General features: G+C 56.0%; 26 protein-coding genes. 15 read left to right on the top strand and 11 right to left on the bottom strand.

Annotated elements, in window-relative coordinates; genetic code table 11:
• Positions 1-338 precede the first annotated feature (338 nt).
• Positions 339-518 carry a hypothetical protein gene (locus tag ACZ5PA_RS01355; protein WP_464930502.1) on the top strand — a complete coding sequence of 60 codons (180 nt, stop codon included), beginning with the start codon at positions 339-341 and terminating at the stop codon, positions 516-518.
• 369 nt (positions 519-887) lie between these two features.
• On the opposite strand, the gene ACZ5PA_RS01350 is transcribed toward ACZ5PA_RS01355, so the two are convergent.
• The 8 genes from ACZ5PA_RS01350 to ACZ5PA_RS01315 form a co-directional block, all read right to left on the bottom strand.
• Entirely contained in the window at positions 888-1,862 is a 975-nt protein-coding gene (locus ACZ5PA_RS01350) for a Gfo/Idh/MocA family protein (protein ID WP_464930501.1), read from the bottom strand.
• A gap of 21 nt (positions 1,863-1,883) precedes the next feature.
• Positions 1,884-3,035, bottom strand: a complete 1,152-nt coding sequence (locus tag ACZ5PA_RS01345; RefSeq protein WP_464930500.1) for an aspartate aminotransferase family protein — start codon at positions 3,033-3,035, stop codon at positions 1,884-1,886.
• Positions 3,036-3,062: 27 nt separating this feature from the next.
• Positions 3,063-3,878 carry a nitrilase-related carbon-nitrogen hydrolase gene (locus tag ACZ5PA_RS01340; protein ID WP_464930499.1) on the bottom strand — a complete coding sequence of 272 codons (816 nt, stop codon included), beginning with the start codon at positions 3,876-3,878 and terminating at the stop codon, positions 3,063-3,065.
• A complete protein-coding gene (locus ACZ5PA_RS01335) occupies positions 3,869-4,723 on the bottom strand; it encodes an NAD+ synthase (RefSeq protein WP_464930498.1) in 855 nt (284 codons plus the stop codon). The genes ACZ5PA_RS01340 and ACZ5PA_RS01335 overlap by 10 nt, the downstream gene beginning before the upstream one ends.
• Positions 4,724-4,740: 17 nt before the next feature.
• Positions 4,741-5,214, bottom strand: a complete 474-nt coding sequence (locus ACZ5PA_RS01330; RefSeq protein ID WP_464930497.1) for a class II glutamine amidotransferase domain-containing protein — start codon at positions 5,212-5,214, stop codon at positions 4,741-4,743.
• A gap of 235 nt (positions 5,215-5,449) precedes the next feature.
• Positions 5,450-6,751 (bottom strand): glutamine synthetase family protein, encoded by a 1,302-nt coding sequence (locus ACZ5PA_RS01325; RefSeq protein ID WP_464930496.1) that lies wholly within the window; start codon positions 6,749-6,751, stop codon positions 5,450-5,452.
• A 127-nt stretch (positions 6,752-6,878) separates the two neighbouring features.
• On the bottom strand, positions 6,879-8,933 hold the full coding sequence (locus ACZ5PA_RS01320; RefSeq protein WP_464930495.1) for an FMN-binding glutamate synthase family protein: 2,055 nt from the start codon (positions 8,931-8,933) through the stop codon (positions 6,879-6,881).
• 290 nt (positions 8,934-9,223) lie between these two features.
• A complete protein-coding gene (locus tag ACZ5PA_RS01315; RefSeq protein ID WP_464930494.1) occupies positions 9,224-10,933 on the bottom strand; it encodes a GltB/FmdC/FwdC-like GXGXG domain-containing protein in 1,710 nt (569 codons plus the stop codon).
• A gap of 97 nt (positions 10,934-11,030) precedes the next feature.
• Here ACZ5PA_RS01315 and ACZ5PA_RS01310 point away from each other — a divergent pair, with 97 nt between their 5' ends.
• The 7 genes from ACZ5PA_RS01310 to ACZ5PA_RS01280 all read left to right on the top strand — a co-directional run bounded on the left by ACZ5PA_RS01310 (position 11,031) and on the right by ACZ5PA_RS01280 (position 16,096).
• A complete protein-coding gene (locus tag ACZ5PA_RS01310) occupies positions 11,031-11,498 on the top strand; it encodes a PadR family transcriptional regulator (RefSeq protein WP_464930493.1) in 468 nt (155 codons plus the stop codon).
• Between the two features lie 32 nt (positions 11,499-11,530).
• Positions 11,531-13,957 (top strand): COG1361 S-layer family protein, encoded by a 2,427-nt coding sequence (locus tag ACZ5PA_RS01305; protein ID WP_464930492.1) that lies wholly within the window; start codon positions 11,531-11,533, stop codon positions 13,955-13,957.
• Between the two features lie 22 nt (positions 13,958-13,979).
• Positions 13,980-14,405 carry a hypothetical protein gene (locus ACZ5PA_RS01300; protein ID WP_464930491.1) on the top strand — a complete coding sequence of 142 codons (426 nt, stop codon included), beginning with the start codon at positions 13,980-13,982 and terminating at the stop codon, positions 14,403-14,405.
• Positions 14,402-14,962: a MarR family transcriptional regulator gene (locus ACZ5PA_RS01295; protein WP_464930490.1), complete on the top strand. Its 561-nt coding sequence runs from the start codon at positions 14,402-14,404 to the stop codon at positions 14,960-14,962. Before ACZ5PA_RS01300 ends, ACZ5PA_RS01295 begins: the two co-directional genes overlap by 4 nt.
• Positions 14,959-15,282 carry a TusE/DsrC/DsvC family sulfur relay protein gene (locus ACZ5PA_RS01290; RefSeq protein ID WP_464930489.1) on the top strand — a complete coding sequence of 108 codons (324 nt, stop codon included), beginning with the start codon at positions 14,959-14,961 and terminating at the stop codon, positions 15,280-15,282. The genes ACZ5PA_RS01295 and ACZ5PA_RS01290 overlap by 4 nt, the downstream gene beginning before the upstream one ends.
• 62 nt (positions 15,283-15,344) lie before the next feature.
• A complete protein-coding gene (locus tag ACZ5PA_RS01285; RefSeq protein WP_464930488.1) occupies positions 15,345-15,779 on the top strand; it encodes a helical membrane plugin domain-containing protein in 435 nt (144 codons plus the stop codon).
• Between the two features lie 23 nt (positions 15,780-15,802).
• Entirely contained in the window at positions 15,803-16,096 is a 294-nt protein-coding gene (locus ACZ5PA_RS01280) for a translation initiation factor aIF-1A (RefSeq protein WP_464930487.1), read from the top strand.
• Here ACZ5PA_RS01280 and ACZ5PA_RS01275 read toward each other — a convergent pair.
• Complete coding sequence (locus tag ACZ5PA_RS01275; RefSeq protein WP_464930486.1) at positions 16,093-17,445, bottom strand: glutamate synthase-related protein; 1,353 nt, start codon at positions 17,443-17,445, stop codon at positions 16,093-16,095. The two genes, ACZ5PA_RS01280 and ACZ5PA_RS01275, sit on opposite strands and share 4 nt — an antisense overlap.
• A gap of 277 nt (positions 17,446-17,722) precedes the next feature.
• Here ACZ5PA_RS01275 and ACZ5PA_RS01270 point away from each other — a divergent pair, with 277 nt between their 5' ends.
• Positions 17,723-18,772: an asparagine synthetase A gene (locus ACZ5PA_RS01270; protein WP_464930485.1), complete on the top strand. Its 1,050-nt coding sequence runs from the start codon at positions 17,723-17,725 to the stop codon at positions 18,770-18,772.
• 14 nt (positions 18,773-18,786) lie between these two features.
• On the opposite strand, the gene ACZ5PA_RS01265 is transcribed toward ACZ5PA_RS01270, so the two are convergent.
• Positions 18,787-19,194, bottom strand: coding sequence for a DsrE/DsrF/DrsH-like family protein (locus tag ACZ5PA_RS01265; protein ID WP_464930484.1), 408 nt, complete (start codon positions 19,192-19,194; stop codon positions 18,787-18,789).
• A gap of 83 nt (positions 19,195-19,277) precedes the next feature.
• Between ACZ5PA_RS01265 and ACZ5PA_RS01260 the strand changes: the two genes are divergently transcribed.
• Genes ACZ5PA_RS01260 through ACZ5PA_RS01250 form a run of 3 tightly spaced genes read left to right on the top strand, consistent with a single transcriptional unit; the run spans position 19,278 to position 21,287 of the window.
• A complete protein-coding gene (locus ACZ5PA_RS01260) occupies positions 19,278-19,517 on the top strand; it encodes a sulfurtransferase TusA family protein (protein ID WP_464930483.1) in 240 nt (79 codons plus the stop codon).
• Positions 19,514-20,701: an NAD(P)/FAD-dependent oxidoreductase gene (locus ACZ5PA_RS01255; protein WP_464930482.1), complete on the top strand. Its 1,188-nt coding sequence runs from the start codon at positions 19,514-19,516 to the stop codon at positions 20,699-20,701. The genes ACZ5PA_RS01260 and ACZ5PA_RS01255 overlap by 4 nt, the downstream gene beginning before the upstream one ends.
• Positions 20,694-21,287, top strand: a complete 594-nt coding sequence (locus tag ACZ5PA_RS01250; protein ID WP_464930481.1) for a DUF1641 domain-containing protein — start codon at positions 20,694-20,696, stop codon at positions 21,285-21,287. The genes ACZ5PA_RS01255 and ACZ5PA_RS01250 overlap by 8 nt, the downstream gene beginning before the upstream one ends.
• Here the strand turns inward: ACZ5PA_RS01250 and ACZ5PA_RS01245 are convergent.
• Positions 21,280-21,657, bottom strand: coding sequence for a GyrI-like domain-containing protein (locus ACZ5PA_RS01245; RefSeq protein ID WP_464930480.1), 378 nt, complete (start codon positions 21,655-21,657; stop codon positions 21,280-21,282). The two genes, ACZ5PA_RS01250 and ACZ5PA_RS01245, sit on opposite strands and share 8 nt — an antisense overlap.
• Positions 21,658-21,710: 53 nt before the next feature.
• On the opposite strand from ACZ5PA_RS01245, the gene ACZ5PA_RS01240 reads away from it, so the two are divergent.
• The 3 genes from ACZ5PA_RS01240 to ACZ5PA_RS01230 are packed head-to-tail and all read left to right on the top strand — an operon-like array spanning position 21,711 to position 23,605.
• The gene (locus ACZ5PA_RS01240) at positions 21,711-22,385 is read left to right on the top strand and encodes a DNA/RNA nuclease SfsA (RefSeq protein WP_464930479.1); all 675 of its coding nucleotides are present in this window, start codon (positions 21,711-21,713) and stop codon (positions 22,383-22,385) included.
• Between the two features lie 19 nt (positions 22,386-22,404).
• Complete coding sequence (locus ACZ5PA_RS01235; RefSeq protein WP_464930478.1) at positions 22,405-23,124, top strand: hypothetical protein; 720 nt, start codon at positions 22,405-22,407, stop codon at positions 23,122-23,124.
• Positions 23,117-23,605, top strand: a complete 489-nt coding sequence (locus ACZ5PA_RS01230) for an AAA-associated domain-containing protein (RefSeq protein ID WP_464930477.1) — start codon at positions 23,117-23,119, stop codon at positions 23,603-23,605. Before ACZ5PA_RS01235 ends, ACZ5PA_RS01230 begins: the two co-directional genes overlap by 8 nt.
• Positions 23,606-23,618 lie beyond the last annotated feature (13 nt).

Genomic DNA, 23,618 nt, shown 5'->3' with positions numbered 1-23,618 from the left:
TTAGTTTATAGCCTTTCCCTTACCTGACAGCTCGGCGCAGGCGAGGGACGACGGGCCTTGCGCCTCCCGCAGACCTGTTGAGCGGGACAAGCCGGGACGTGGGGCAATAAACCGCCAAACGCCTCATAACTGGTTCTCCTCGACTATGTTACCGGTCTATGCCTCTACCTCGACAAGCTAAACGACGCTCTTATACGAATAGCCGCGGCCGGCTAATTCGCCAGTATTAGGATCTGTCAGTAGCTTGCCCCTGCCGCTTTGCCGAAAATTTCTTAACTTACTTAGAGTAAATTACTTTAAGTAAGTCGAGTTTTTATTAATTCGGATAGCATAGGCTTGTGAGAGCTACAACATTAATAATAGCCGCCGGTGCGCTCGCCCTAGCTGTGCTAGTCGTAGTGTCTATGTCTTCCGTGGACATCGCCAAGTGGTATTACGAAAAGAGCAACTTCACCGCGGGCGGCGGCCCACAGCCGCTCGGCGACATATACAGCGAGGAGAAGCAAGCCGTATATTAAATACAGCCTTTTAAGCCACAGCATTTGGTAACAAGACAAGAAGCCTCTTCTTGAATCTATCCGCCATGTCGGCGCACGTCGTGCCGAATATAAAAGCGACTTACTGGAAGTAAACGAATGTAGGGCGCAAAGCGGTATTTAAGGGCTTGCGCGGCCGAAGTCCTACAGCGCTCAGTAAGTATGCGTAGGCGCTCTTCTAGGAGCTTCTACATTAGAGAAGCGGACGTTGAAGGGATCCGTTACGCGTACGAGACAGAGGGCGTTCGGCTGTCTACTCGTTCTATGCCCGAAGGTTGAACTCTGTGTTTCAGTAGCGGGAGAGCGACATGTGCTCCACGTCGAAGCTAGACGAGTTTTCGCCCGCGCGGCCTAGACCCAAGGAACGCCTGCTGCTCTATATATATCCAAGACACCTTTGAGGTCCCTCAAGGCCAACTCCGGCGGATAGGGCACCTCGGCGTCTTCTTCGACGGCCTTGATGAAGCCACGGAACATCTCGACGAAGACGTCCACGTCCGGCACCTCAAGCCTTTGGCCGTTGAGCACTGGATCGCCGTATACTCTATACCTGGGCGGCGCCCACGTCCTCTTCTTAGTCTCGAGGTCCTCGACGACGACTCCGGCGTCGCCCACTACTTCGTAGGATGGTATAAGCGGCGGGTTTGGGTACGCCCAACTGTAGAAGAAAAGGCCGTAGGCTCCCGACTTGAACTTAAAGAGGGCCATGGACGTGTCGTCGCCCTCCATCTGCACGAAGGCCCTATAGGCGTAGGCCTTGACCTCGACGTATTCGCCCCCGAAGTTCAACAAGGTATTGATGAAGTGGACGCCGCCGTCTATTAAGGCCCCGCCGCCCATCTCCTCAAGCCTAGTGCGCCAGTCCCTAGGCCTCCCCAAAACTTGCGACCTAACTATGATCGTGTGGACTCTCCCCAGCCGGCCCTCCTTTATAAGATCCATCACAGCCTTGACGGCCGGATCGAAGTGGAATTGATCGGTCACCATTAACTTCTTGCGGGCGGCCTTGGCCGCGTTTATCATATCGAGCGCTTCCCCCTCGTTCCTCGCCATGGGCTTCTCGACTAGGACGTGTTTGCCGGCCCTAAGGGCTGCTATGGTCATGTCTCTGTGGAGGTGGTGGGGCACGACGAGGTCCACTATATCGGCGTTCGACGAAAGCACCGAGGAGTACTCCTTGTGGACCTTCCTAGCGCCGTACTTCTCTACGCACGTCTTAGCCGCCTCTTCGTTCCTCTCCATGATCTCCAAGTCCAAGCCCAGCTGGCTCAAGGCCCTGAGGTGCACCTGGCCCCATCCCTTACATCCGACGACTACGACCTTCATTAATACTGGATACGTGGTTGTTTATATACGGACCGCGTCCCTCAACACTGCGGATACGGCTAAGCCGATCCGCTCCACGTCCTCCTTAGTTATCATGTAGGGAGGCAGGAACCTCAACACGTTCATGCCCGCGGTCAACGCCAAGACTCCCCTGGAGGCGAGCGGTTGTATGAACTGGTCGGCCTTAACTCTCAACTCCAGCCCCTGCATGAGCCCCATGCCCTTGACCCTAAGGCCTATCCTGGACCCGTGCTCGGAAAGGGCCTTGGCCAACTCCCTGCCCATGGACTCAGCCCTCGCCGGCACGTCGTCCCTCAACAATAACTCCGACGCAGCAGCGGCCGCGGCCATAACCACGGCGTTCCCGGCGAAGGTCGAGCCGTGCTCCCCCGGCTCGAAGACGTCGCCGTACTCCTCCTTGGCCACCACTACGCCTATGGGGAGGCCTCCGCCCAGCGCCTTGCCCGCCGTGAAGAGATCGGGCTCCACCCCGTATTTCTGAAACGCCCAGACGGCGCCGGTTCTGCCGAAGCCCGTCTGCACCTCGTCGAAGATCAAGAGAGCGCCCTTCCTAGTCGCCTCCTCGCGCAACGCCTTGAGGAACTCAGGCGTGGCCGGATTAACGCCGCCTTCTCCCTGTATGGGCTCCACGACCACGCAACACGCGTCCTCGCCCACTATCTTCTCCACCTCGGAGGCCACGTTGAACTTGCCGAACCTCACGTGGGGATACAACGGCTCGAACGCCTTGCGATACGCCTCGTTCCACGTGATTGAGAGGGAGCCCATGGTCCTCCCGTGGAAGCTGTTGGTGAAGGCCACTATAGTGGGCCTCCTGGTTATCTTCTTGGCGATTTTTATAGCGGTCTCCACCGCCTCGGTGCCTGTGTTCTGCAAGAAGACAACGCCGAACTTTGCGGGCAAGAGCTTGGAGAAGGCCTCCACGAACCTCTCCCTGGCAGGCGTCGCGAAGTTCAAGGAAACCGCCCACACGTCCTCCAACTGCCTCTTGACCGCCTCGACGATATAGGGATTCGCGTGGCCCAAGAACGCCACTCCGTGGTTCGTGTTGCAGTCGACGTATTGTCTGCCTTGGTCGTCCCAGAGATATTGCATACGGCCTCTCACTATCCTTATCCCGTATTCGCGGTAGTAACGGGCCAGACGCGCCATGTTCGATAAGGCCCTATATAAAAAGAATCACAGCTTGGCCAACACTTTGTGGAAAGAGGATATGTGGTCTCTGAAACTGCTGAAGAAGCGGGCCCTCCTAAGCTCGTCGACGTCGATGGAGTAGACTGCCCTATCCTCCTCGAATACTTTAAGCCTCAGCTTGACCTCCCCAAGCGGCGATACCACCATGGAGCCGCCCCAGAAGAACTCCTCCTCTTGCGCTCCCACGGTGTTGACGAAGGCGATCCACACCGTGTTCATAATCGCATGGGCCTTCAAGAGGGCCTCCCAGTTGTCCTGTATAGCGAGCCCCTTGCCGAGCCTACGCATCGGCGATGCGGCGGGTATGAGTATTAGATCGGCGCCCATCAACGCCAACGCTTCGGCGGGCTCGGGATGCCAAGCGTCCTCGCATATCATCACGCCGAAGTTGACCCCGGCGTGTCGGAAGATCCTCAAATCCCTCGCAGGATCCCCGCGTTGGAAGTACCGCCGCTCCTCGAACAAGCCGTAGGTGGGGAGGTAGAACTTATAGACGTACTGGACATCGCCGTTTATTATCACGGCTGCGGAGTTCCTCAAGACGCCGGGCCTCACCTCCTTGATTGTGCCCGCCACTACGCATTTACTCCCCGCAATTTCGGCGAGCTTCTCGACGGCCCTCTCGCTATATCGGAAAAGCTCGAAGACTAAGTCCTTCAAGACGTACCCCGTCAGCGAGAGCTCGGGGAAAACCACGCAATCGCTATCGCTGGTTTCTACTATCTCCTTATGCTTTAGGAAGTTGCGCTCGACGTCTCCTAAAAGCGGCCTTATCTGGGCCAACTCCACCCTCATGCCCACGGCCTCACGTTCCAGTAGCGCCTGGGGTACCTCCAGTCGGACCCGATGGCCCTACCGCTTAGCCTGAATATCTCGGGCGGCAGCCTCTTGTGTTGGCTCTTTCTGACCAGCGAGTCTATTTTGTCGACCACGGCCACGTCTATCCCCAACATGGACGCCACCTCTTCGCGCGTCCTCATCTCCTCGTATCGAAGGTACAAGACTGAGTCTATCGTCTCATAGTCGATGCCCAGCTCGCCCTCTGCCGTTTGGCCCTCCCAAAGAGCCGGCGATGGCGGCTTCGACACTATCTCCTCGGGCAAGCCCAAGCATTTGCCCAGTTGCCTCACTTGCGTCTTGTAGAGATCGCCTATGGGGAGCACGTCGACGCCGCCGTCGCCGTATTTAGTGAAATAGCCCAACATCAACTCGCTCTTATCCCCGGTGCCGACCACTAAATAGCCCAGCTTCTGCGCGTAGGCGTATAGGAGAGCCATCCTCACCCGAGCCTTTATATTTCCCACTATCTTCTTGTCCTCCACCTTGGCCGCCTCGGCCAACGCCTTGACGTAGTCGTCGATGGGTATCACAGCGTATTTCCCCTCCGCCTTGAGCATCTTCACGACCTTCATGGCGTCCTCCATGTCCCTAGGCGGGGTCGAGGACGACGGCATGAGGAGGAAGAAGAAGTTGTCGGTGGCCTTGGCTAAGAGGACCGCCGTGACGGACGAGTCTATACCGCCGCTGAGCCCCAGAACCCCGCCCTTGAGCCCGCTCTCCTCGATATATTCGCGCAACCTCTCGACGAGATACCGCGAGACCTTGTCGCAGTCTATGGCCAACGCCTTGGCCACGTATTCGTTCATCTAGTGCTCTATGCTCTCTACGTAATAAACTTAACAACGCTCACGGCGCCCTTAGAGATCTTCGTTATGGATCCGTTGGGCAGAGGCGACCAGGAGTCGTCGTCGAGCGGCTCCGACGCCACGGCCGTCACGTCGCCTATGCGGTAGACGGGGACGTAGTGCGGCTCCTCCACTAGCCTATACGTCACGAAGTACGCATCGGCCGTCCTCAAATATACTATGGCCATATTCATGATGGGCTCCTCGTGGTCTATGTAACGGATAGCGGTCTTGGACAACTCGACCAAGGCATTGATATCGCCTCCTAGGTCCACGAACGCCTTAAGGAACAACTCGCTGTCGGTGGTCCCGCCGGTCTTGACATCGAGCCCTCTCCTCTTGAGCTCCTCCGCCAACTCCTCCTTGCGGAAAGTCCCGTTATGCGCTAGGGCGAAATCGCCGTAAACTATGGGATGGGTGTTGGCGGGCGACACGCCCCCTACAGATGCCAAGCGCGAATGAAGCAAATATAGATCATATCCAGCCGGCGGCTCTATATATGATTCCCATATCGGCCTCGTGGACTTATATAGTCCATATTCGCCCTTCCTGGCGTATAATAAGCCCCAACCGGATCCGTGCGATAGCCCGAGCGTTCTGTCCTTCCTCGAGATCTCGACGAACGATCTCAGAAGAGGAGGCGAGGGGTTTCCGAAAAAACAAGAAGATCCTACACATTTTTACGCATCAAACAACATCTAGATACCGCTCGTACTCCCAGGGAGTTATCGTATTCCAAGTCCTCTCCCAGCCCTCGCCGACGCTGGCCAAGTAGTCGGACCACTCCCTCTCCTTGAGCGCCAAGTACGCCTTGATCAGCTGTTGCGGCAGTACCTTCGCGGCCACCCCATCTGGCGCGAGCTTGACGGCCTCGCCGAGATGTCTCGGCGTTTCCTTGACGCCCTCGAGCTCGTACGCCACCTCCTCCACCGGGCTGGGCGGTTCCAGCCTCCTCTCCAAGCCCTCGAGGGCCGCTAATATTATCGCCGAGAAGCCCAAGTACGGGTTGGCGGAGGGATCTGGATGGCGGTACTCGAACCTGTTGATCTTCTTGCCGTAATACGGCACTCTGACCATGACTGAGCGGTTGCCCAGCCCCCAGACGATGCGCGTAGGCGCCTCGTGATGCGGCACCAAGCGCTTGTAGCTGTTAACCGTGGGCGCCACGAACACGCTGTTGGCGAGCGCGTTCTCCAACACGCCGGCTATGGCCGATTTAAGCTCCGGCGTCGGCTCCTTATACGACGAGAAGAGGTTCACGCCGTCGCGCCAGAAGCTCACGTGTACGTGCATCCCGGAGCCGTTCACGCCCCAGAACGGCTTCGGCATGAACGTACACGTGAGCCCGCGCCTCTGCGCCACGGACTTCGCCAATATCTTGAACACGACGATCTGGTCGGCCACCTGCACCGGGTCCCCCGCCGGTATGTTGACCTCGAACTGACTTGGCGCGACCTCGTGGTGCGACTTCGTGAAGCCTATGCCCGACAAGTAGAAGTGCTCCATTATCTCCTCCACGACAGGCATAGTCTCCTTGAGCGGATACCCCTCGAAATAGGCCCCGTTGTCCACAAGCGATGGCGGGTTGCCCTTGACTAGGAAGAACTCGACCTCGGCCCCCATCTTGACGTCATAGCCCTTAGACTTGGCGTAGTCCACCGTTTGCTTCAACGCGTTGCGCGGATCCATTGGATGCGGCTTATCCCCGTCCAACGTGCTGGTGAACACGAGCGCGCTCTTACCGTCGTTCCAAGTCTCTATGTAAATCGCGCTGGTATCCACCTCGGCCACGAAATCGCTCTTGTTGACAGTGGTGTAGGCCGGTATGGAGGAGCCGTCGTACGCTATGCCGTCTACGAACGCGTCGCGGGCAGCGTCTATGGGGAGCACCTCCAGCTTAGGCCTGCCGAATATGTCTATTATGACGAACTTGACGTACTTCACTCCGGCGCCCTTGAGTACTCTCCAAGCGCTTAGCCCTTCCGGCATACCCTTCATGCTCGGTCCATATATAAAATTTTCTCGTAGATATCCGTTCTTATCGGAGGCTATATAGTCTTTGTTATATTCAGCAACGAGGGTTTCAAGTAATTCTTACCGACAAATTCGCCGGAGTCTAGTTCCCGGCCAAAGGGACGTTGAGTTTCTTGGCGACTTTCCCATCAAGAGATCTAAGTAAATCCCTATTTCCGACCATGTGGAAGTAATTTGTAATTCCTCCAGCGCCCATGGCTAATTTAAGCTCCTTCGTGAGCCCTAGTATGAGGTTCTCGTACCAACGCCTCTTAACGGCGTAATTAGGCGCGGGCTTGCTCGACAAGAGCTCAAAGGCCTCACGAGGCTCCACGAGGTCCGCGCCTAGGGCGGCCAGCTTGTAGACGTCGGCGCCGCTGAAGAGGCGGCCCGCCGCTATTATGACCATCTTGTCCCTCACCCCAGCTTGTCTGGCTCTTTCGTCGAGCAGAGCCACGGCCTCCTCCAGCCAAATGTCTCCCTTGAGCCTTTCATCTATCACCACTACGCCCTCCTTTGGCTCTATGTCCCTAAGAGGCGGCAACCTGACGTGCGGCAGAGAGGATAGGCAATATTGAGGCTCCGGGCAGCCCTCCCCGTCGACCAGAGCGCCGAGCGCGTAGCCTGCCATCACCGCGGCGCGCTCCAAGCCGGGCACCACTACGGGCGTGTCGTACTCGAGGCCGTTTACGTAGACCCTCACGTCCACCTCCTCCCTGTACGGGTCCACGGATGGGTGCGTCACTTGCGCCGCCTCTATCCTCAACAAATCGAGCGGCCTTCTGGCCGGATAAGTGTAGCCCGGCACTATGCCGCCCATGCCGATTATGGGGACTTTCCCTTCTTCGTACAATTCCCTCGGCAATATCGGCACGTGGTCTTGGTAGAACGCCACCTCCCCCTCCGCCACGAGGTCCACGCCGATAGTAGTCGCCACGTCCTCGTCGGCGTAGAAGAGCCCCAGCAGATCCCTCCGCCCGACGAGCTCCTTGAGGCTGTCCATGCCTAACGAGTAGAGGATGGCCTTTAGGCCGAGCCTCAACGCGCGCAGATATCTCCTCAACATCGCCGAGGCCCACTCGATGTCCAGATCGGGCCTAGCGCCTATGGTGTTGGTTAAGGACGTCGGACAACCCCCTGTGTGGCAAGAGTGGCACATTATACATCCGAAAGACAACAAAGCCGCTGTGCCTATATTGGCCATATCGGCGCCAAGCGCTATCAGCTTCGCTATATCGGAGGCGCTGTACAACATGCCTCCCCCTATCACCAAGAAGTTGTCCCTAGCTCCGTTGTCCTTCAGCCATTTGTCCACCACGGGGATGGCGTAGTCTATCGGTATGCCCAAGTGGTTGCGCACCGCGACCGGCGTGGCGCCCGTCCCGGCGCCTGCGCCGTCTATTATTATCCCCTCGGCCGTTGATCTAGCCACGCCAACCGCCACGTACATTATCTTATTAACGGCGGCTACCTTGACTAAGACTGGCTTGTTCGTGAGGTCCCTCAATGCCTTCACTCTTTGTGCCAGATCCTCTATCGAGTATATGTCGTGATGAGGCGCTGGCGATAACGCCTCGCTACCCTCGGGGATCTTCCTGAGCTCCGCTATTATCTTGGTGACCTTCTTCCCCGGGAGATGGCCTCCTATACCGGGCTTAGCGCCTTGGCCTATTTTTATATTGACCGCCAAACCCGCCTTGAGCAACTCCATGTCCATGCCGAAACGGGCCGACGCCCACTGCACTACTATGTTCCTGTACTTGGCCACCTCGGGGTGGAGCCCTCCTTCGCCTATCCCGGCCACGACCCCCTCCTCGGTGGCCGCCTTGGCTATGGCTATGTTCGGGTTCCCGCTCAACGCTCCGAACGACATATCTCCGAGGTATATGGGGGCCGTGAGCTTCGTGCCGAAGAAGTCTACGCCTACATCTACGTCTAAGCTCTCGGCGCGTTTCAAGAGCTCGTTCACCTCGCGCGGGCGCAGGTCCTTAAAGACCAACTTGTCGAGGAGCCGCCCGACTTTGCTCGGGACCTCTTCAAGCGCATAGGGCGGGAGGCCCTCCAGAGAAGAACGGCGCACATATTCTATTCTGTCGTGGCTCCAGAACTCCTGTATTCTATGTATTGCTGGACGTAAATATATATTTAACTGGCGCACTATATTATGGGTTTCATGTGGTATATAAGCCTTGTATCGGGCAGACGGCTATATCCCAATCGCCGAAATCTCAATATATCAAATTCTTAAATTTAGTTTTATCTTTTTATAATAATCTAATTCTTTCATCAAGAGTCCAGACGCGCCCAGCATATAACGAATCTGGCGCCGCGTTATCGCAAGTGCTCGACGCAGTCGTCGTCGATCGGGAATCTTGCGATAATAGCGCAAGACCCATAGTTAAGAGGGGGCGTCCTCGTACAGGCGAGGAGGGATTACCGCCAAGAGGATTAAGTCGAAGCCGATTTGGGCGATTCCGCGATACGGACGGAGGCTTCGCGAAGTTTAGGTCTTATTATTGTGAAAATATCTTTCTTTATATTTATATCTAAATTGAATATCTTATTAAATTTATTTATATATTGACTTAATTTAATTAGTTCCTCCTCAGATAGCTCTCTCTGCTCCACGATTAAGGGATCGCCGTCCTCGAGCAACTTCGCGTAGCTCGCCCTATCGATTAGCCCGTCCATGAGCAAGGACTTGGCGTATCTCTCCAGGGCTCTTCTGTCCACGCGGTTTATGTACTCGACTGGGACCTCGCCTCTGATGTATATTTCGCCTCCTACCATGCCTCTGGCCACCATGTCGCCCACCTCCTCGTTGTTGGTGGCGCGGAGCACCACGACAGTGCCGCCGCCCATGTATTCGCCTAAGTACTTGCCCGCGGAGCCTCCCACGACCACGACGCCGCCTCTGTGCTGGATGGCGGCCCTCGTGCCGACGTCCCCGTAGACGTATATCTCGCCGCCTCTCTTGGCTTGGCCCAGGGCGTCGCCGGCGTTGCCGTAAATAATTGCCAAGCCTCCGTTCATGGCGTCGCCGAAATCGTCTTGCACGTCGCCGTAGACCAAGAAGGTCCCTCCCGACATGACATTAGCCGAGGCGTTCCCCACGATCCCCCACGCCTTTAGGACGCCCGAGGACATACCGTTGCCTAGATATCTGTGGCCGTTGACGTTGACCACCTCGACCTCGCCGCGCTTTGCGAGTTCGGCCCTAATGACCGGCGCCAACGATATCGCGTCGTACTGGCTTGCGTCTATTGCGCCTTGAGGGGGCTGGGGCAGCTCCGGGTAGACGTACCTCCTTCTGTAGTTGCCGCGCACGTCGTCCCCCTCGGCTATTACGTACTCGCCGCCTCGCAACGCCCACACGGAGGCCTTAGGCTCCACGGCCTTTATCGCGGCCGCCTCCGAGGCGACGAGTAGCAAGGAATCCGTCATGCCCACGTACAGCGGGCGGAAGTGTTGCGGGTCCACGAAGGCGCCGAACACGGGCTTCGGGCCCCCTATCATGAACGCCACGGCGTAAGGCCCGTCGAGGCGCGCCCACCTATAACGCCTTCCGTACATGAGCTCGTTCACGGCCTCCTCGACGCCCAGCTCGGCCGCCAATAAGGAGAGGAGATAGGCTATGGCCTCGCTGTCGTTCCCCGTGAACTTGACGTGTGCTTTATACTTTATGAAATTAACGTTGGCGCCGTAGCTGCTCAAATCGCCGTTGTGGACTATCGCGACGTCGCCTGCGGCGAACGGGTGGGAGTAATAGGGAAGCCTCCCCGGGCTGTTGGTGGGGTATCTCGTGTGCCCCAGCCACACTCTGCTGGACAAGCCGTTGATGCCGTAAGTCTTGATTATGTCGGCGGGCCATCCAACAACTTTATATATATCAATCCATTTACTATTTAAATATATATAACCATTTATATTTATAGGTTTTTCAAGTTCAACGTCATATAGATTATCATACAACTTAATGTATTTATGGCCGAGAGGCTCGCGGGAGAAGGCCTTTATCCTGGGCTTGTCCGAGGGCCTATATAGCGCTAGGCCAGCTCCGTGGGGCGTTCCGCGTTCCCTCATCGCCTCGAGACCCTTCACGACGATCTCTATGGGTATTTCCCCGCCGAACGAGTAAAGCCCCAAGATGCCGCACATGACGCCCCAATGTAATCTATATAAAAACATTCCCTTCATATATACCTGGTTAATTCCTCGAGGCTAGATTTTTATTTTAATTAAACTTTGTAAATCGATGGGCGTTAAGTGGCGCGGCTACTATAAGGCGATAGTGTTATATCTACTCTTGTCGGGACCCATGAGCGGCTACGAGATGATTAAAGCGATAGAGGGATCTTTCGGCGGGCGGGTAAGGCCGTCGCCCGGGACCATATACCCCCTCCTTAAATTCCTGGAGGAGGAGGGATACATAACCTCCGAGGAGCGGCGCGTCGGAAGGAAGATGAAGAAAGTATATAGGATAACCGAGAAGGGGCGGGAGTTGTTGGACGGCTATCTCAAGGACCAGACCTTCTCCCAGCTTATATCCTATCTACAACGAGGTAACGAGGAGAGGGGGGATATCTTGTCGTCGATTATCGAGGAGGTGAGGTTCCTCTCGGAGATATTCGACGAGGTCGAGAACACGGATAGGGAAAAGCTGAAGGAGCTACGCAACATCCTCGATGAGTTCTCAAGCAAGGTCTCCAAAAGACTTCAGTAAAATTTATATAATCCGATATATCTAGGTCTCACATGAGGAAAGTGGAAACGTTATTGTTGACGACGGCGTTACTGGCGGCTTTGGTTTATTCCCAAGTCGTAATGCCGCAGACCACCCAACAAAAATCCCCGTATATAGGGATCACAGTTCTACAGAACCCGCCCGTCGTATACCCCGGCGGCTTGGCGCAGCTGAACGTAGTGCTCACGACGACGACTCCCGTCGGCCCCGTGGACGTCCAGATATCTTCGTCCGACCTAGTGGTGTTGACTGGCGGCTTGTACAAGCTGGCGGGCCTAGCTCCCGGATCCCCCGTCACGTTGACCGCCGTGGTCAAAGCGCCCTTGGGCCTAAGCCCGGGCGACTACGGAGTGACGGTCAGCTTAGTGAACCCGGTAAACGGCGTCCAGTTCGAGAGCGTTACGTATAACGTGGAGGTGTATCCGTTGGACTACGGCGCGTTGGCCCACCCCATAGTGAAGGGCCCGCTCGCGCCGGGCGAGGTGCTACAATTGCCCGTGTTGCTCGTGAACCCCACCGCTGATATAGTGAAGGCCTCAGTCGCGTTGACCGGCGGCCCCTTCTCTCAGTACTCCAACGCCTCTCTGAGCTGTTGGACCTATATCCCTCCGAGCTCCAACTCGACGTGTTTCATACCTGTTCAAGTCAAGAACGGGCTGGAGCCCGGCAGCTATACCGCCTATATCAACGTCACCTACCAGGACACTGTTGATAATTCCACCATCTCCTTCTCGAAGAACTTCACCGTCTTGGTGGCCGCGCCCGTGAGCTTCAACATAGGCTTAATACCTCAAGGACCAGTGGTGCCCGGACAGCCCAGCACTATGCTCCTCTCAGTATCGACGGGCGGCCCGACGCAGCCGACCAACGTGACCATAATCCCCCTAAACACCAGCGATGTGACCTTCATATCTCGGCCGATAAGGTTGCCCATCTTGAGCTCAATACAAGTGCCGTTAGAAGCTATAGTCAATAAATACGGCGCAATCACGGCGTCGTTCGAGATATGCTATTTCTCGAGCGTATGCGTCGTGGAGAACGCCAGCTTGTACATACCCAACCCCGACTTGGCCATAAACGTGGCACAGAACCCGCCGTGGGCCTACCCCGGCTCTATCGTCCAGCTCACCATCGCTTTGTCCACTAACCAGCCCATGGGACCTTTCCGAGTGTCCGTGAGCTCTGACGATTTGGTCGTGCTCGAGGGCTCCTCGTTCAGACTCCCCGGCTTAGCCCCGGGCTCCCCTGTCACGTTGACCGCGTTGGTGCAAGTGCCGAGCGATCTATCGCCGGGCAGATACCCCTTGACCATTAGAGCAGGCGGCTATAACTACACTTATTACATCGACGTGAAGCAAGGCGGCTTGAGCATAGCAGCGACGGCCAATCCGCCTATTGCTTATCCCGGCGGCATCGTCACGTTGAGCATAATCTTGTCGAGCGACGCGCAATTGAGGGGCGTCCGCGTCAACGTGACCACGCCTCTTCAAGTGCTCGAGGGATCGTCGTATTACTTGCCGTTGTTGCCTTCGGGCAGCCCGATCACGTTGACGTCCGTGATAAAGGTGCCCGACGGTCTCCAGCCAGGCGATTATCCCGTATATGTATCAGCCGGCGGGATCTCCGACGTCGTATATATACACGTCGAATCCGCTTCGGTGATAGTCCAGAACATAGCAGTGGAGCCTCCTACAATAGTCGCGGGCGGGCTATTGCCCTTCGTCAAGGCCGTCGTGTACCTCCTCAACACGGGGCTTGTCCCGGCCCGCGACGTGGTCGTGGCCTTGTCGGGGGCGCCGGTCGTGGGCAACTCGACTATCAATATAGGCACGTTGCCGCCCGGGCAGCCGGTGCAAGTGCCCTTCCTCATCAACGCAAGCGCGCTTGCGCCGGGGTCGCGGAACTTGGCCGTGCTGGTGTCCTGGCTTGGCGGCTCCACGTCGGCTACTTCGTCGATAACGGTCCTGCCCAAGGCCTATCTAAACGTAACTTACAGCGTGTCCAACGCCCAGCCGGGGTCGACGGCCATCGTGACGGTCACCGTCAAGAACCTCGGGCCCGTTCCGGCCAAGATGGTGACTTTGCAATGGACGCCGAATCAAGTCTTCCAGATACACACGCCCAGCTCGGCAACCCCAACCGCGAACTTGCTCCAGTCTAGCATGAGGCTCTTGGGCGATATATACCCGGGCCAGAGCGTCACGACGACGTATTTAATAGACGTTTCGAGCAACGTGCCGAGCGGGGTCTACTACGCAACGTTGGTGCTTGAGTGGAACGAAACCGGCGCCTTGACGCCAGTGATCGAGACGGTGCAGATACCCATAACCGTGAAGTCCTCGCTGAATCTGCTTGAGGTGGGCCCCCTCGCCGCGGCGGCTATTGTGGTAGTAGTCGGCGTCGTCATATACTTGAGGAGGAGCAAGAAAAGCGCTTAATAGCATCAGATAAAACCGACCTATGTCCATCTCAATACAACACGTTTTGGAGAAGCTCAGAGAAGCCGTCGACAAGAGGGGCGTTCCTTGCGATCCGGGAGCTCTAGATCTACAAGTATCCGATGATCTTTATTTGAGCGGAGCCAAGGCGGTGCTCAAGGCGGGGAGCGGCTTCAAGTGCCTAGAGGTCGGGGCTGTGGCGGAGGCGTTGAGGACGTTGGCTTATCCCAGAATAATCGAACAGAGGCCCTTGAAGACCTTGAGGCCTCCCTACGTGGAGCTCTACGAGGACGAGAGGAAGTACGTAGTGTTGGGGCTCTACGAGGACGAGGTGTACATGGCCGAGTGGTCGGGCATAAGGCTGTGTTGCTCTTGGGTAGTCGAGATGAACGCAAACGCCTATAGATCGGCCATCGACATCCTCGAGAAGTTCGTCAATAGTTCATGAACTCGATGAGGCTAAACGTGCAACTCGACGAGAAGGAGCTGAGGATCTTGGCCAGTATACTCTTGAACGAGCCGATAACAGCATATAGGATAGCCGTCGAGAACGGAATGTATTTCTCGTACGTATATAAGAAGTTAGAGCGTTTTGAGCAGGAGGAGCTTGTCGCGTATTTCTGTGAGCCGGGCAACGGGAGGAAGCTGTATTACGTCTTGCCCAAGGGCGTGCTCGTGTTGTTATCGCAAGGGGTTCTCGGCAAGCGCTTAGTCTTAGATAAACTTAGGGATAAGTGGAATCTCAAGGACTTCGCGGATAGCGAAATCATGGCCCTCGCCGAGCTGCTCTTGAAGAACTATAAGCCCGGCATGCCCGTTAACGACGTGGTCATGATGGCGTATTCGCTGTACACGAGGTATCTGGCCGGGGATCTAAACGTGTATGGCCATAGAAGTCTGCTCAACAAGCTATTCAAGAGGTCATTCGAGGCGTTGATGGGGCTAATAGGCGAGGAGTGCCTAAAGGAGTGCGGAAGGGCTATCTCGACGCGGGAGTATATATGAAGTGCCCGGGCAAGTACGTGATCGGAGATAGGGAGGTCGAGCTGGACGAGGACTGCTTCCTCGCCGATCCGAGCGCTTGGGACGAGGACGTCGCAGTTTGGATCGCCCAAAACATCGAGGGCCTCGCGCTTACCGACGAACACTGGCGCTTGATCCGTTACGTCAGATCCTATTGGGAAACCCACGGCGAGTGTCCCCACATCAAGAGGCTCTTGCGGGATCTGGGCATTACCTTCGAGGACCTCTTCCGTTTGTTCCCGTCGGAGCCAGCCGATAGCATTTGTAGAATAGCGGGCACGCCGCGGCCCACGGGTTGTTAGCTGTACTTCACTATAGCCCGCCCGCGAAGTGCTCATTTAAATACGTCCTACAGCTTGGAGGCGTGAGCGCCGAGGAGCGCATATTCAAGGCTCTCTCGGATCCCGAAAAACAAGAGGCGATAGCCTTCATCTTGGAGAACGTGGAGTCTCTGCGCGATCTAGTCGCCCTATTGGCCGAGCTTAAGAGCTCGGGCGTTCTAGAGCTGCTGACCTCCGGCATCGCCACTATGAGGGCTCTATCCGCCGACTTGGTGACCAGCAGAGATTTCGCTGAGAAGGCCGGGAAGCTCTTGGAGTTCTTGCTCGCCGCAGAGTCTGCTATCAAGAACAGCGGCGTTGGCTGTATCGCGGAGGCCGCCGCTCGCACAAGCACTGGAAAGCCGATGGGTATTTACGGAATACTAACGGCGCTTCAAGATCCCGATGTCCAGAGAGGCGTAGGCTATCTCTTGGCCTTCGTGAAATCGCTGGGGGCTTGTCTGGAGTCGAAACGATAAATAGAAGAGGTTTATGCGTAACGATGTCTGAATTCAGAGTGCCGGCCGAGGGCGAGATGTTGGGCAAGGTGGTGGAGCTTTTAGGCGATAACAGAGTCAAGGTGGTCTGCCAAGACGGCGAGACGAGAGTAGCCAGGATACCTGGACGATACCGCAAAAGGCTTTGGCTGAAGCCTGGGGATTACGTCATAGTGGCCGTGTGGGATTTCGACCCGAAAAAAGGCGATGTGGTACATAAATACGATAAAAGGGATCTCGACGAGTTGAGGCGTAGAGGATACGCCGATGTTTTGGACAACTTGGAGAAGCTAGGCTAGCTGTACACGTACGTTATCCTCAACATCTCGGCCACATCCCTATCGAGGGCGGCCACGTCCTCGGGGCCTACGTCAGTTACGTCGTATTTGCCCAACGCCGACACCAACATCTGGACCTCAGCCTTGAGGGACTCTATATAGTTCTCAACTCCCTTCTCGCCGTGGGCCAAAGCCGCTATGAGAAAAGGCCGCGCCATATATACGCCGCTCGCCCCCAGAGCCAACGCCTTCACGACGTGGCCTCCGTCGTATAGCCTCCCCGCTATCAGTAGGGATATCTTATGGCCCTCCTCCCGCGCTCGTCTGATCGCCTTGAGGCCGACCAGGGTAGGGTAGCCGAGGTCCTTCATCGCGGCCGTCGGCGCCATGCCGGTCCCGCCCTCTTTGCCGTCTATGACCACAGCGTCGGCCCCCTCCTCTGAAGCTATCTTTATCACGTCCAAGGCGTCTCTGAAGGGCCCCAGCTTTATCCAGATCTTGGCTCTCGGATACGCCGTCTTCATGAACCTGATAATCCCCATGAGTATCTCGGCTGTGAACGTGCCGGGGACCGAGTACCTAGTTACGTATTTCTTCCTCAGCTCAGACTCGTCGAATTTATACTTAGCCCTAAGCCTTTCTACTTGCTCGCGGGGGATCTTCACCACTCCGCCCAGCCCCGGCTTGGCGCCTTGGCCTATCTTGATCTCGAAGCCGATTCTGCCCTCTTCTATATACGGCTCGATGTCCTTATCACTGTAGACCTTGTTCCACAGCTCGTCGTATGCGTCCTCGACGCTTTGTTGAACTATCACTCCTCCTCTCTTGTCCATGTTGGTCAAGTACGCCAAAAGCCGCTCCTTAAATGAGGGGTGTCCCCTAGTAAGCCTCCTCGAATAGCCCCTCACCGTGGCCACGTTCTCGCCGATGCCGTAGATTATACCCGCCTTGGCGGCCGCCCTAGATATGCTCAAGGCCGTCTTGCTGGCTATGTGCGTCGAGCCCATGGAGCCCACGACTACGGGCAAAGCTGATGGGAAACCGCCTATTATCGTCTCGGTCTTCACGTCCATGAAGCTCGGCTCTCTGAGGAGCTCGGCGGCTTTCTCCAGCCTCTTCGGCGTGAAGGCCGGCGGCATTAGAACCACGGAGTCTAGCGTCTTGAAGCGGGGACGGCCATTGACGTATATACCAGACCCGAGCACCGCGGTTCCGTACGACGAGATAAGCCCGAAGGGATAAACGGCACCTCTTCCCCTTAAAGCTCTGAACGAAATCTCGCCTACGGGATATTCAGCAAAGAACTCCTTGTATCCCGCCAATGCGAAGAACAAGCCCTTGAGGAAAACGGCTAATCTAGCGGGCAACACGACACGGCGTTTCCCCAGATTTTATATGCATATCATAATTATCTTACGGAGAGTCGAGCGGGGTTTATGTAATTTATTCACATCTCGCCGGACGACGGACAGCGTAACGTCTATGCCGTTCTATAAATCTATTGCATATATTTCTGGATTCTTGCGCCCTCTACAGAATCTGTAACTTAAATAATCGGCTATCCTAGGTATAATTTCCCATAGATCCGCTGTGTTTCATATAATTTATTTCGCTATATTTTAAAACTCTTTCCGCTCAAGTGCGGTTATGCCCGGCTTTCATCCGGCGGTGTTGGAGTTCGAGAAAATGGTCGCCGATAAGGCCCAATACAAGAAACAATTAGAGGAATGGGTTAAGTACTCTTGGCGATGGGCGGTGACGGACAAATATAGGTTGGTCTTCAGAGTCCAAGCGTCAGCGTTGAGGGCTATAAGGGAGTTCTTGGACTCCAAGGGCTTCGTGGAGGTCCTATCCCCCATCGTGGGGCCGGTGACGGATCCCGGCATTAGAGGCGCGAAACAAGCCACAATAGACTTCTACGGCGCTGAGTACAAGGTGATGTCCTCGGCGATACTCTATAAACAATACATGGCGGCTTCGTTGGGCAAGATATACTTCGTGAGCCCTAACGTGAGGCTTGAGCCCAACGACAGCATATACACGGGCAGACATTTGGTGGAGTTCTACCAAGTCGACATCGAGATGTACAAGGCCTCGTACATGGACGCCATGGATTTAGCCGAGGAGCTCGTCAGCTACGTAGTGAAGTACATCAAGGACGTGCACGGGAAGGAGCTCGAGGATAAGCTCGGGAGACAACTACGGGAGTTCCAGAGGCCTTTCAAGCGGTATTCCCACAAAGAGGCTGTGGAGTTCGTCAACAAGCTCGGTTGTAAGAACCCGCCTAAGGAGGAGCTCCTATGGGAGTGCGAGAAGCTCATGTCGGCGCATCACGATTCGCCGTTTTTCGTTTACGATTACCCCAGAGGGTCGCGGGGCTTTTACGACAGAGAGGACCCCGAGAGGCGCGGAGTCCTCAGGGATTTCGACATGCTTTACCCCGAGGGATTCGGGGAGGCCATAAGCGGCGCTGAGCGGGAGTACGAACCCGAGAAGTTAGTAGGAAGGATAAGAGAGAGCGGCGAAGACCCCGCGAAGTACCAGTGGTTCCTCCAGATGGCAAAGGAGTTGTATCCGTTACAGACGGCGGGTTTCGGCATAGGCGTGGAGAGGTTGACGAGATATTTATGCGGCTTGAGGGCTGTGTGGGAGGCCAGGCCGTATCCCAAAGTCGCCGGAATAGTGGGAGGTCCTTAAAAATAGAGAAGAATTTATATAAATAATATTTGGCCTCCTTTTGCGTTTTCCAAGAAAGTGGTCACGCCCACTACGTCATCCACAAGCGATGGATCGAAGTGCTCCTTCTTGAGGCCGGCCGCCTCCGCCATCATGGAACACACGTATACCTTAGCGCCCATCTGCTTCGCTTGTTTAAGCATGTCCTTCCAAGTCGGCGCTTTTATTTTGGCCATCCCCTCCTTCAACCTGGGCACCATATGCTCGAACTCCTTCGGCCAGACCTCAGACATAGGTTCCTTTAACAACTTGAACATCGCCCAGCCGGTGAAGAACACGTGGACCTCGTAGCCCAAGGCAGCGGCCGCTTGCGATATGACGCCGACCGGTATCAGCTTGTCGTCAGTCCCCGAAAATACTATCATTGATATTTTCTCCGGCATGTCTTTTCATGTAGGGATAGATAATATGAGTTATTACATGTATCTATGTAATAAAGGCAATAAGATGGCGGGCCGATTTAGGTATGCCTGAAAACAAGATAAGAGTGGACGCCAGGGGGATGGCTTGTCCGGGTCCCATCACGGAGCTAGTCAAGGCGTATAGAAACGCGAAAAACGGCGACATAATAGAGGTCATGGCGACAGACCCAGGCTTCAAGCCCGACGTAGAGGCTTGGATAAAACGTACCGGCAACCAGCTGCTCGAGTTCAGAGAAGAGGGCGGGACCTACATAGCTGTCATTAAAGTTACCGCCAAGAAATGAACAAAAAGCGCGTAGTTATAATCGGCGGCGGGACGGGCGGCGCGCTGCTCGCCAACAGCCTACCGCCGGAGGAGTTCGATGTCGTCGTGGTGGACAGAAGTCCTTTTCATCACTACTGGCCCTGGCTCCTCTACGTCGCCTTCAAGGGCTCGAGGAGGCCCATGAGGCGGGATATCAAAGAGTTGTTGAAGCCGACCGTGAGGTTCATCCAGTCGGGCGCCCAATCTGTCGATTTAGGTAATAGAAAAGTGGTTCTCGAGAACGGCAAAATCCTGGACTACGACTATCTCGTCATCGCCACGGGCTCGCGGCCTACGTATGACACAATAGAGGGCCATAAGAAGGCCGTTGAGAAGTACGGCGATTACCACTCGTCCGAGGAGAACGCGTGGCGCGTGTGGAACACGATAAACTCGCTCAAGCAGGGGACCTTCGCGATCGTGGTCGGAGGGGATCCCTATAGGTGTCCGCCCTCGCCGCTGGAGGGCGTGTTCTTGGCCGAAGAGTTCTTCAGATCCAGAGGCCTCAGAGATAAGGTGAGGGTGGTCTTCGCCGTGCCTTATCCCAGGCCCTATCCCGCCGAGCCCATGAACGAGGTGGTCGAGCCCATCTTGAAGGAACGCGGCGTGGAGTACGTCACGTTTTTCATCCTCGACAAGATAGATGAAGAGAAGAAAGTCGCTGTCTCAATGGAAGGCGAGGAGCTCAAATACGATGCGTTGGTCGTGATACCGCCACACGTGGGAACCGACATTAAGATATCCCCAGAGGAGGTATTGACGCAAGATAGGTTCATCCAAGCCGATAAGTTCACCAACAACATAAAGGGGTATGACGATGCCTTCGTCATAGGCGATGCGTCGGCCGTGCCCGTGGCCAAGACCGGAGTCACGGCCCACCTTCAGGCGACCGTTGTGGCGAGAAGGCTACAGGGCGAAGATGCGCGCAATAACGGCCGCACAAACTGCCCGTTCGATTTGGGATACGGTCTCGGGACCTTCGTGATAAGCGATTACAACAACCCCGTAGTGAAGTTGCCGCCCTCGCGCTTCTCGCATCTGGCAAAGCTCGCGTTCGCCGCCGCCTATTGGGATATGATAAAGTATCCCGAGCTCTGGAACCCCATATTCGACGCCTACTTCGAGGCGACCGAGCCCGCCAAGCTCAGGAGGATCTATGTCTGAGACCGAGACCGCCATAGCTCAGAGCTTGGCCGAGGCGTTGAGTCCGGAATCGGCCAAGGCGTTGGCCAAATTCGCGAAGATCTTGACGAAGGCCGACGAGCTCGGGTTGCTCGACACTTTGGGGGATCTCCTAGACTCCGATGTGGTGGGCGAAGTCGCCAAGAGCTTCTTGAACACAGGAATCGTGTCGTTGCTCTTCAACTTGGAGAAACTATCCGCTACGCTTGAGGCATTAGCCAAGAGCGCCGATAGCGTGACGAGGCTTCTCTCGTTGCTCGATAAACTCGAGAAATCGGGCCTCCTCGCCCTCCTCGAAAGCTTGGCGGAGCCGGAGAACGTGGGGGAGGCCGTCAAGTCTTACTTCACGACTGGGGCGTTCTATGTAATGAACGAGGCTCCTAAGATGCTCGACGCAATGGCCTCTATACGGATCGCCCAAGCCTTGGACGCGGCGATGAGGGAGAGCAGAGGCAAGCAAGTGGGGTTCCTAAAGGCCATTGATGCGTTATTACTCGACGAAGATGTGCGCAGGGGACTTTACTTCTTAGTGAGGTTGATGAAGGAAATAGGGGCTTCCCTTAAATAGGCACTTGGACCTCGACTTCGACCTCTGGAGGGTTCTGGCCCTTGTCCACTTTAAGGTACACCTCCCTAGTAGGAGAGCCGGGGGATACGCCGTTGTTCAACGCCCAGAAGAGTATCGCCGCATACGCGTTGTCGACCTTATCGAAGGGGCCGGAGAACTTGTAAGAGGCCATTTTGCCGGCTCCTAGGGTCTTGTCGCCGTTGGGATCCGGCGTGAACACCTCGACGAGCATGTTGGAGCCCTCCTTGCCGTGGAAGACCAACACCACGCCCGGCTTGAGGTCTTGGATTAAGGCGGCTCTATTCGGCACGCTCTTAACTACGCCAAATCCCTTGACCTCGGGCACCTCCTTGACCTCGACGTTAGGCATAGGGCTGGGGAAACGGTATTATATATAACGTTTCTCCCACCGTGGCGCCCTCCGTGGGCGACGTCGTATACAAGTTCAACGGTCCGCTAAGGCTCGTGGAGATATTGGATAGGCCCAACCGATTCCTCGTCAGGGTAACAGACGGGCAAAAAATCGAGTTCTGCCACCTCCACGATCCTGGCAGATTGCCGGAGCTCGTTAGGAGGGGCGCGAGGGCCCTCGTAAGGCCTACGAAGGGCCTCAAAACCAACTGCTCCGTGACGGCCATAGAGGCTCCAAACGGCGTTTGGGTCGTCGCAGATAGCAGAATACACAACGACGTCGCCGCCCTCTTCTTGGACAACGCCAAGAGGGAGGTGAGCGTGAGCGGACATAGGCTAGACTTCTTGGCCGGAGATACCTATGTAGAGGTCAAAGGCTGCACGTTAGTAGTGGACGGCGTTGCCCTATTCCCCGACGCCCCCACCAAGAGGGGGGCCGAGCACTTGGAGATTCTGCGAGCTTTGCTGAGGGAGGGCCACAGCGCCATGGTCATTGTGCTCGTCATGAGGCCTGACGCCGTCTGTTTTAAACCCAATTGGCGCACCGATCCCCGCTTCGCGAGGGCCTTCGCGAATTTCGCCAAATCGGGCGGCTCAGTCAAGGTGTATAGGTTCAAATTCGACGAGGGGGCTGTCGTCTTCGGCGGCGAGATCGGCCTCTGCGACGACTGGGAGGAATTTTTATAATACGGTTGTTTACGTCCTCGTGGATCTTATTTATTTAATGCTCGCTGCTGTTGGCGTCCTGGAAGTGTGGATCGCCGTGTACATACACAGAGGTCTTAAGTCTCTCGAATCCTTGATCTATCCTATATTCGCAAACCTATTGTGGATGCGCGAGAACAACTACGCTATTATAGAAAGCCTCACCGAGATGCTCGCCGCAAGGGGCGTCATCTCCTCGGAGGAGGTAGAGTCGTTGAGATCCTTGGCGCGGCCTAAGATCTTGACTCAGCAAGATCTGGACAAGGCCGAGGAGCTCTTGAACAAGAGGCCCGAGGAGTTGACGGATAACGACATCAAGGAATTGAGGAGAATCGCCATGGGGCTCCTGGCGTGGCCGTATAGAGGCGCGACGCGGCTCGCCTTGAGGTTGTTAGCCCTCGCATCGCAGATAGAGGGGGAGCGTAGCGCCGTGAAGTCTGCCGACAAGGTTGAGATCTCCTACGTAGCCGAGACCTGTACGATAAGGCTACAGCTCAAGAGGGGGGACTCCGCCGAGGTCGTCGAGGAGCCGGACGAGGAGTGCGTCGCCAAGAGGGCGGAGGCCTTGAGGAGGTTGGCCCGCCGCGAGGACGTCGGCGACGTCGAGGCATTGGCGATGTATAAGATCTGCCGTAATCGTAACGACGCAGGTTGTAGGTCCTTGCTCGCGCGCCTCAGCCCTATCGAGAGGAAATCGCTCGATCTATTGGTAGATGAGTAGGTCGTTCCATCCTGCGTCCATAGATCAAGTGCTCGGCCTCCTCAAGGTCGTGAACGCGTTTGGGGGCAAGATAGATATCTACAAGATAGATGAGGAGGTCGAGATAGACTTCGACGAGCTCAGCTCGGCCGTGAACGCCGCCGAGTCGCTGGGCCTTGTAAAAGTGGTCTCTGGAGATGTCGAGTTGACAGACTTAGGCCGTAGGCTCGTCGCAAGCGGTATAGACGAGGTCAAGAGGGAATTGGCCGAGAGGCTCGCCGCCTTGAGGCCCTTCTCGGATATATTGGATAAATTGAGAGAAAGGTCCTCGTTGACGCTGGACGAGGTGATCGAGATGCTCTGTAGCCTCGGCTACTGCGGCGAGGTTCCGGCTAGGAGGGTGATCACTTGGGCCGTGCGGCTCGGGCTCATCGTGGTGACGCCCGACGACGTGGTGTTGCCGGGGGAGTCTGCAAGGGCCGGTGAATTTATTTATCGATAGGAGAGTTCTACAG

The sequence above is a fragment of the Thermoproteus thermophilus genome, from assembly GCF_055392855.1.
This window is presented reverse-complemented; position numbering and strand designations above follow the sequence as displayed.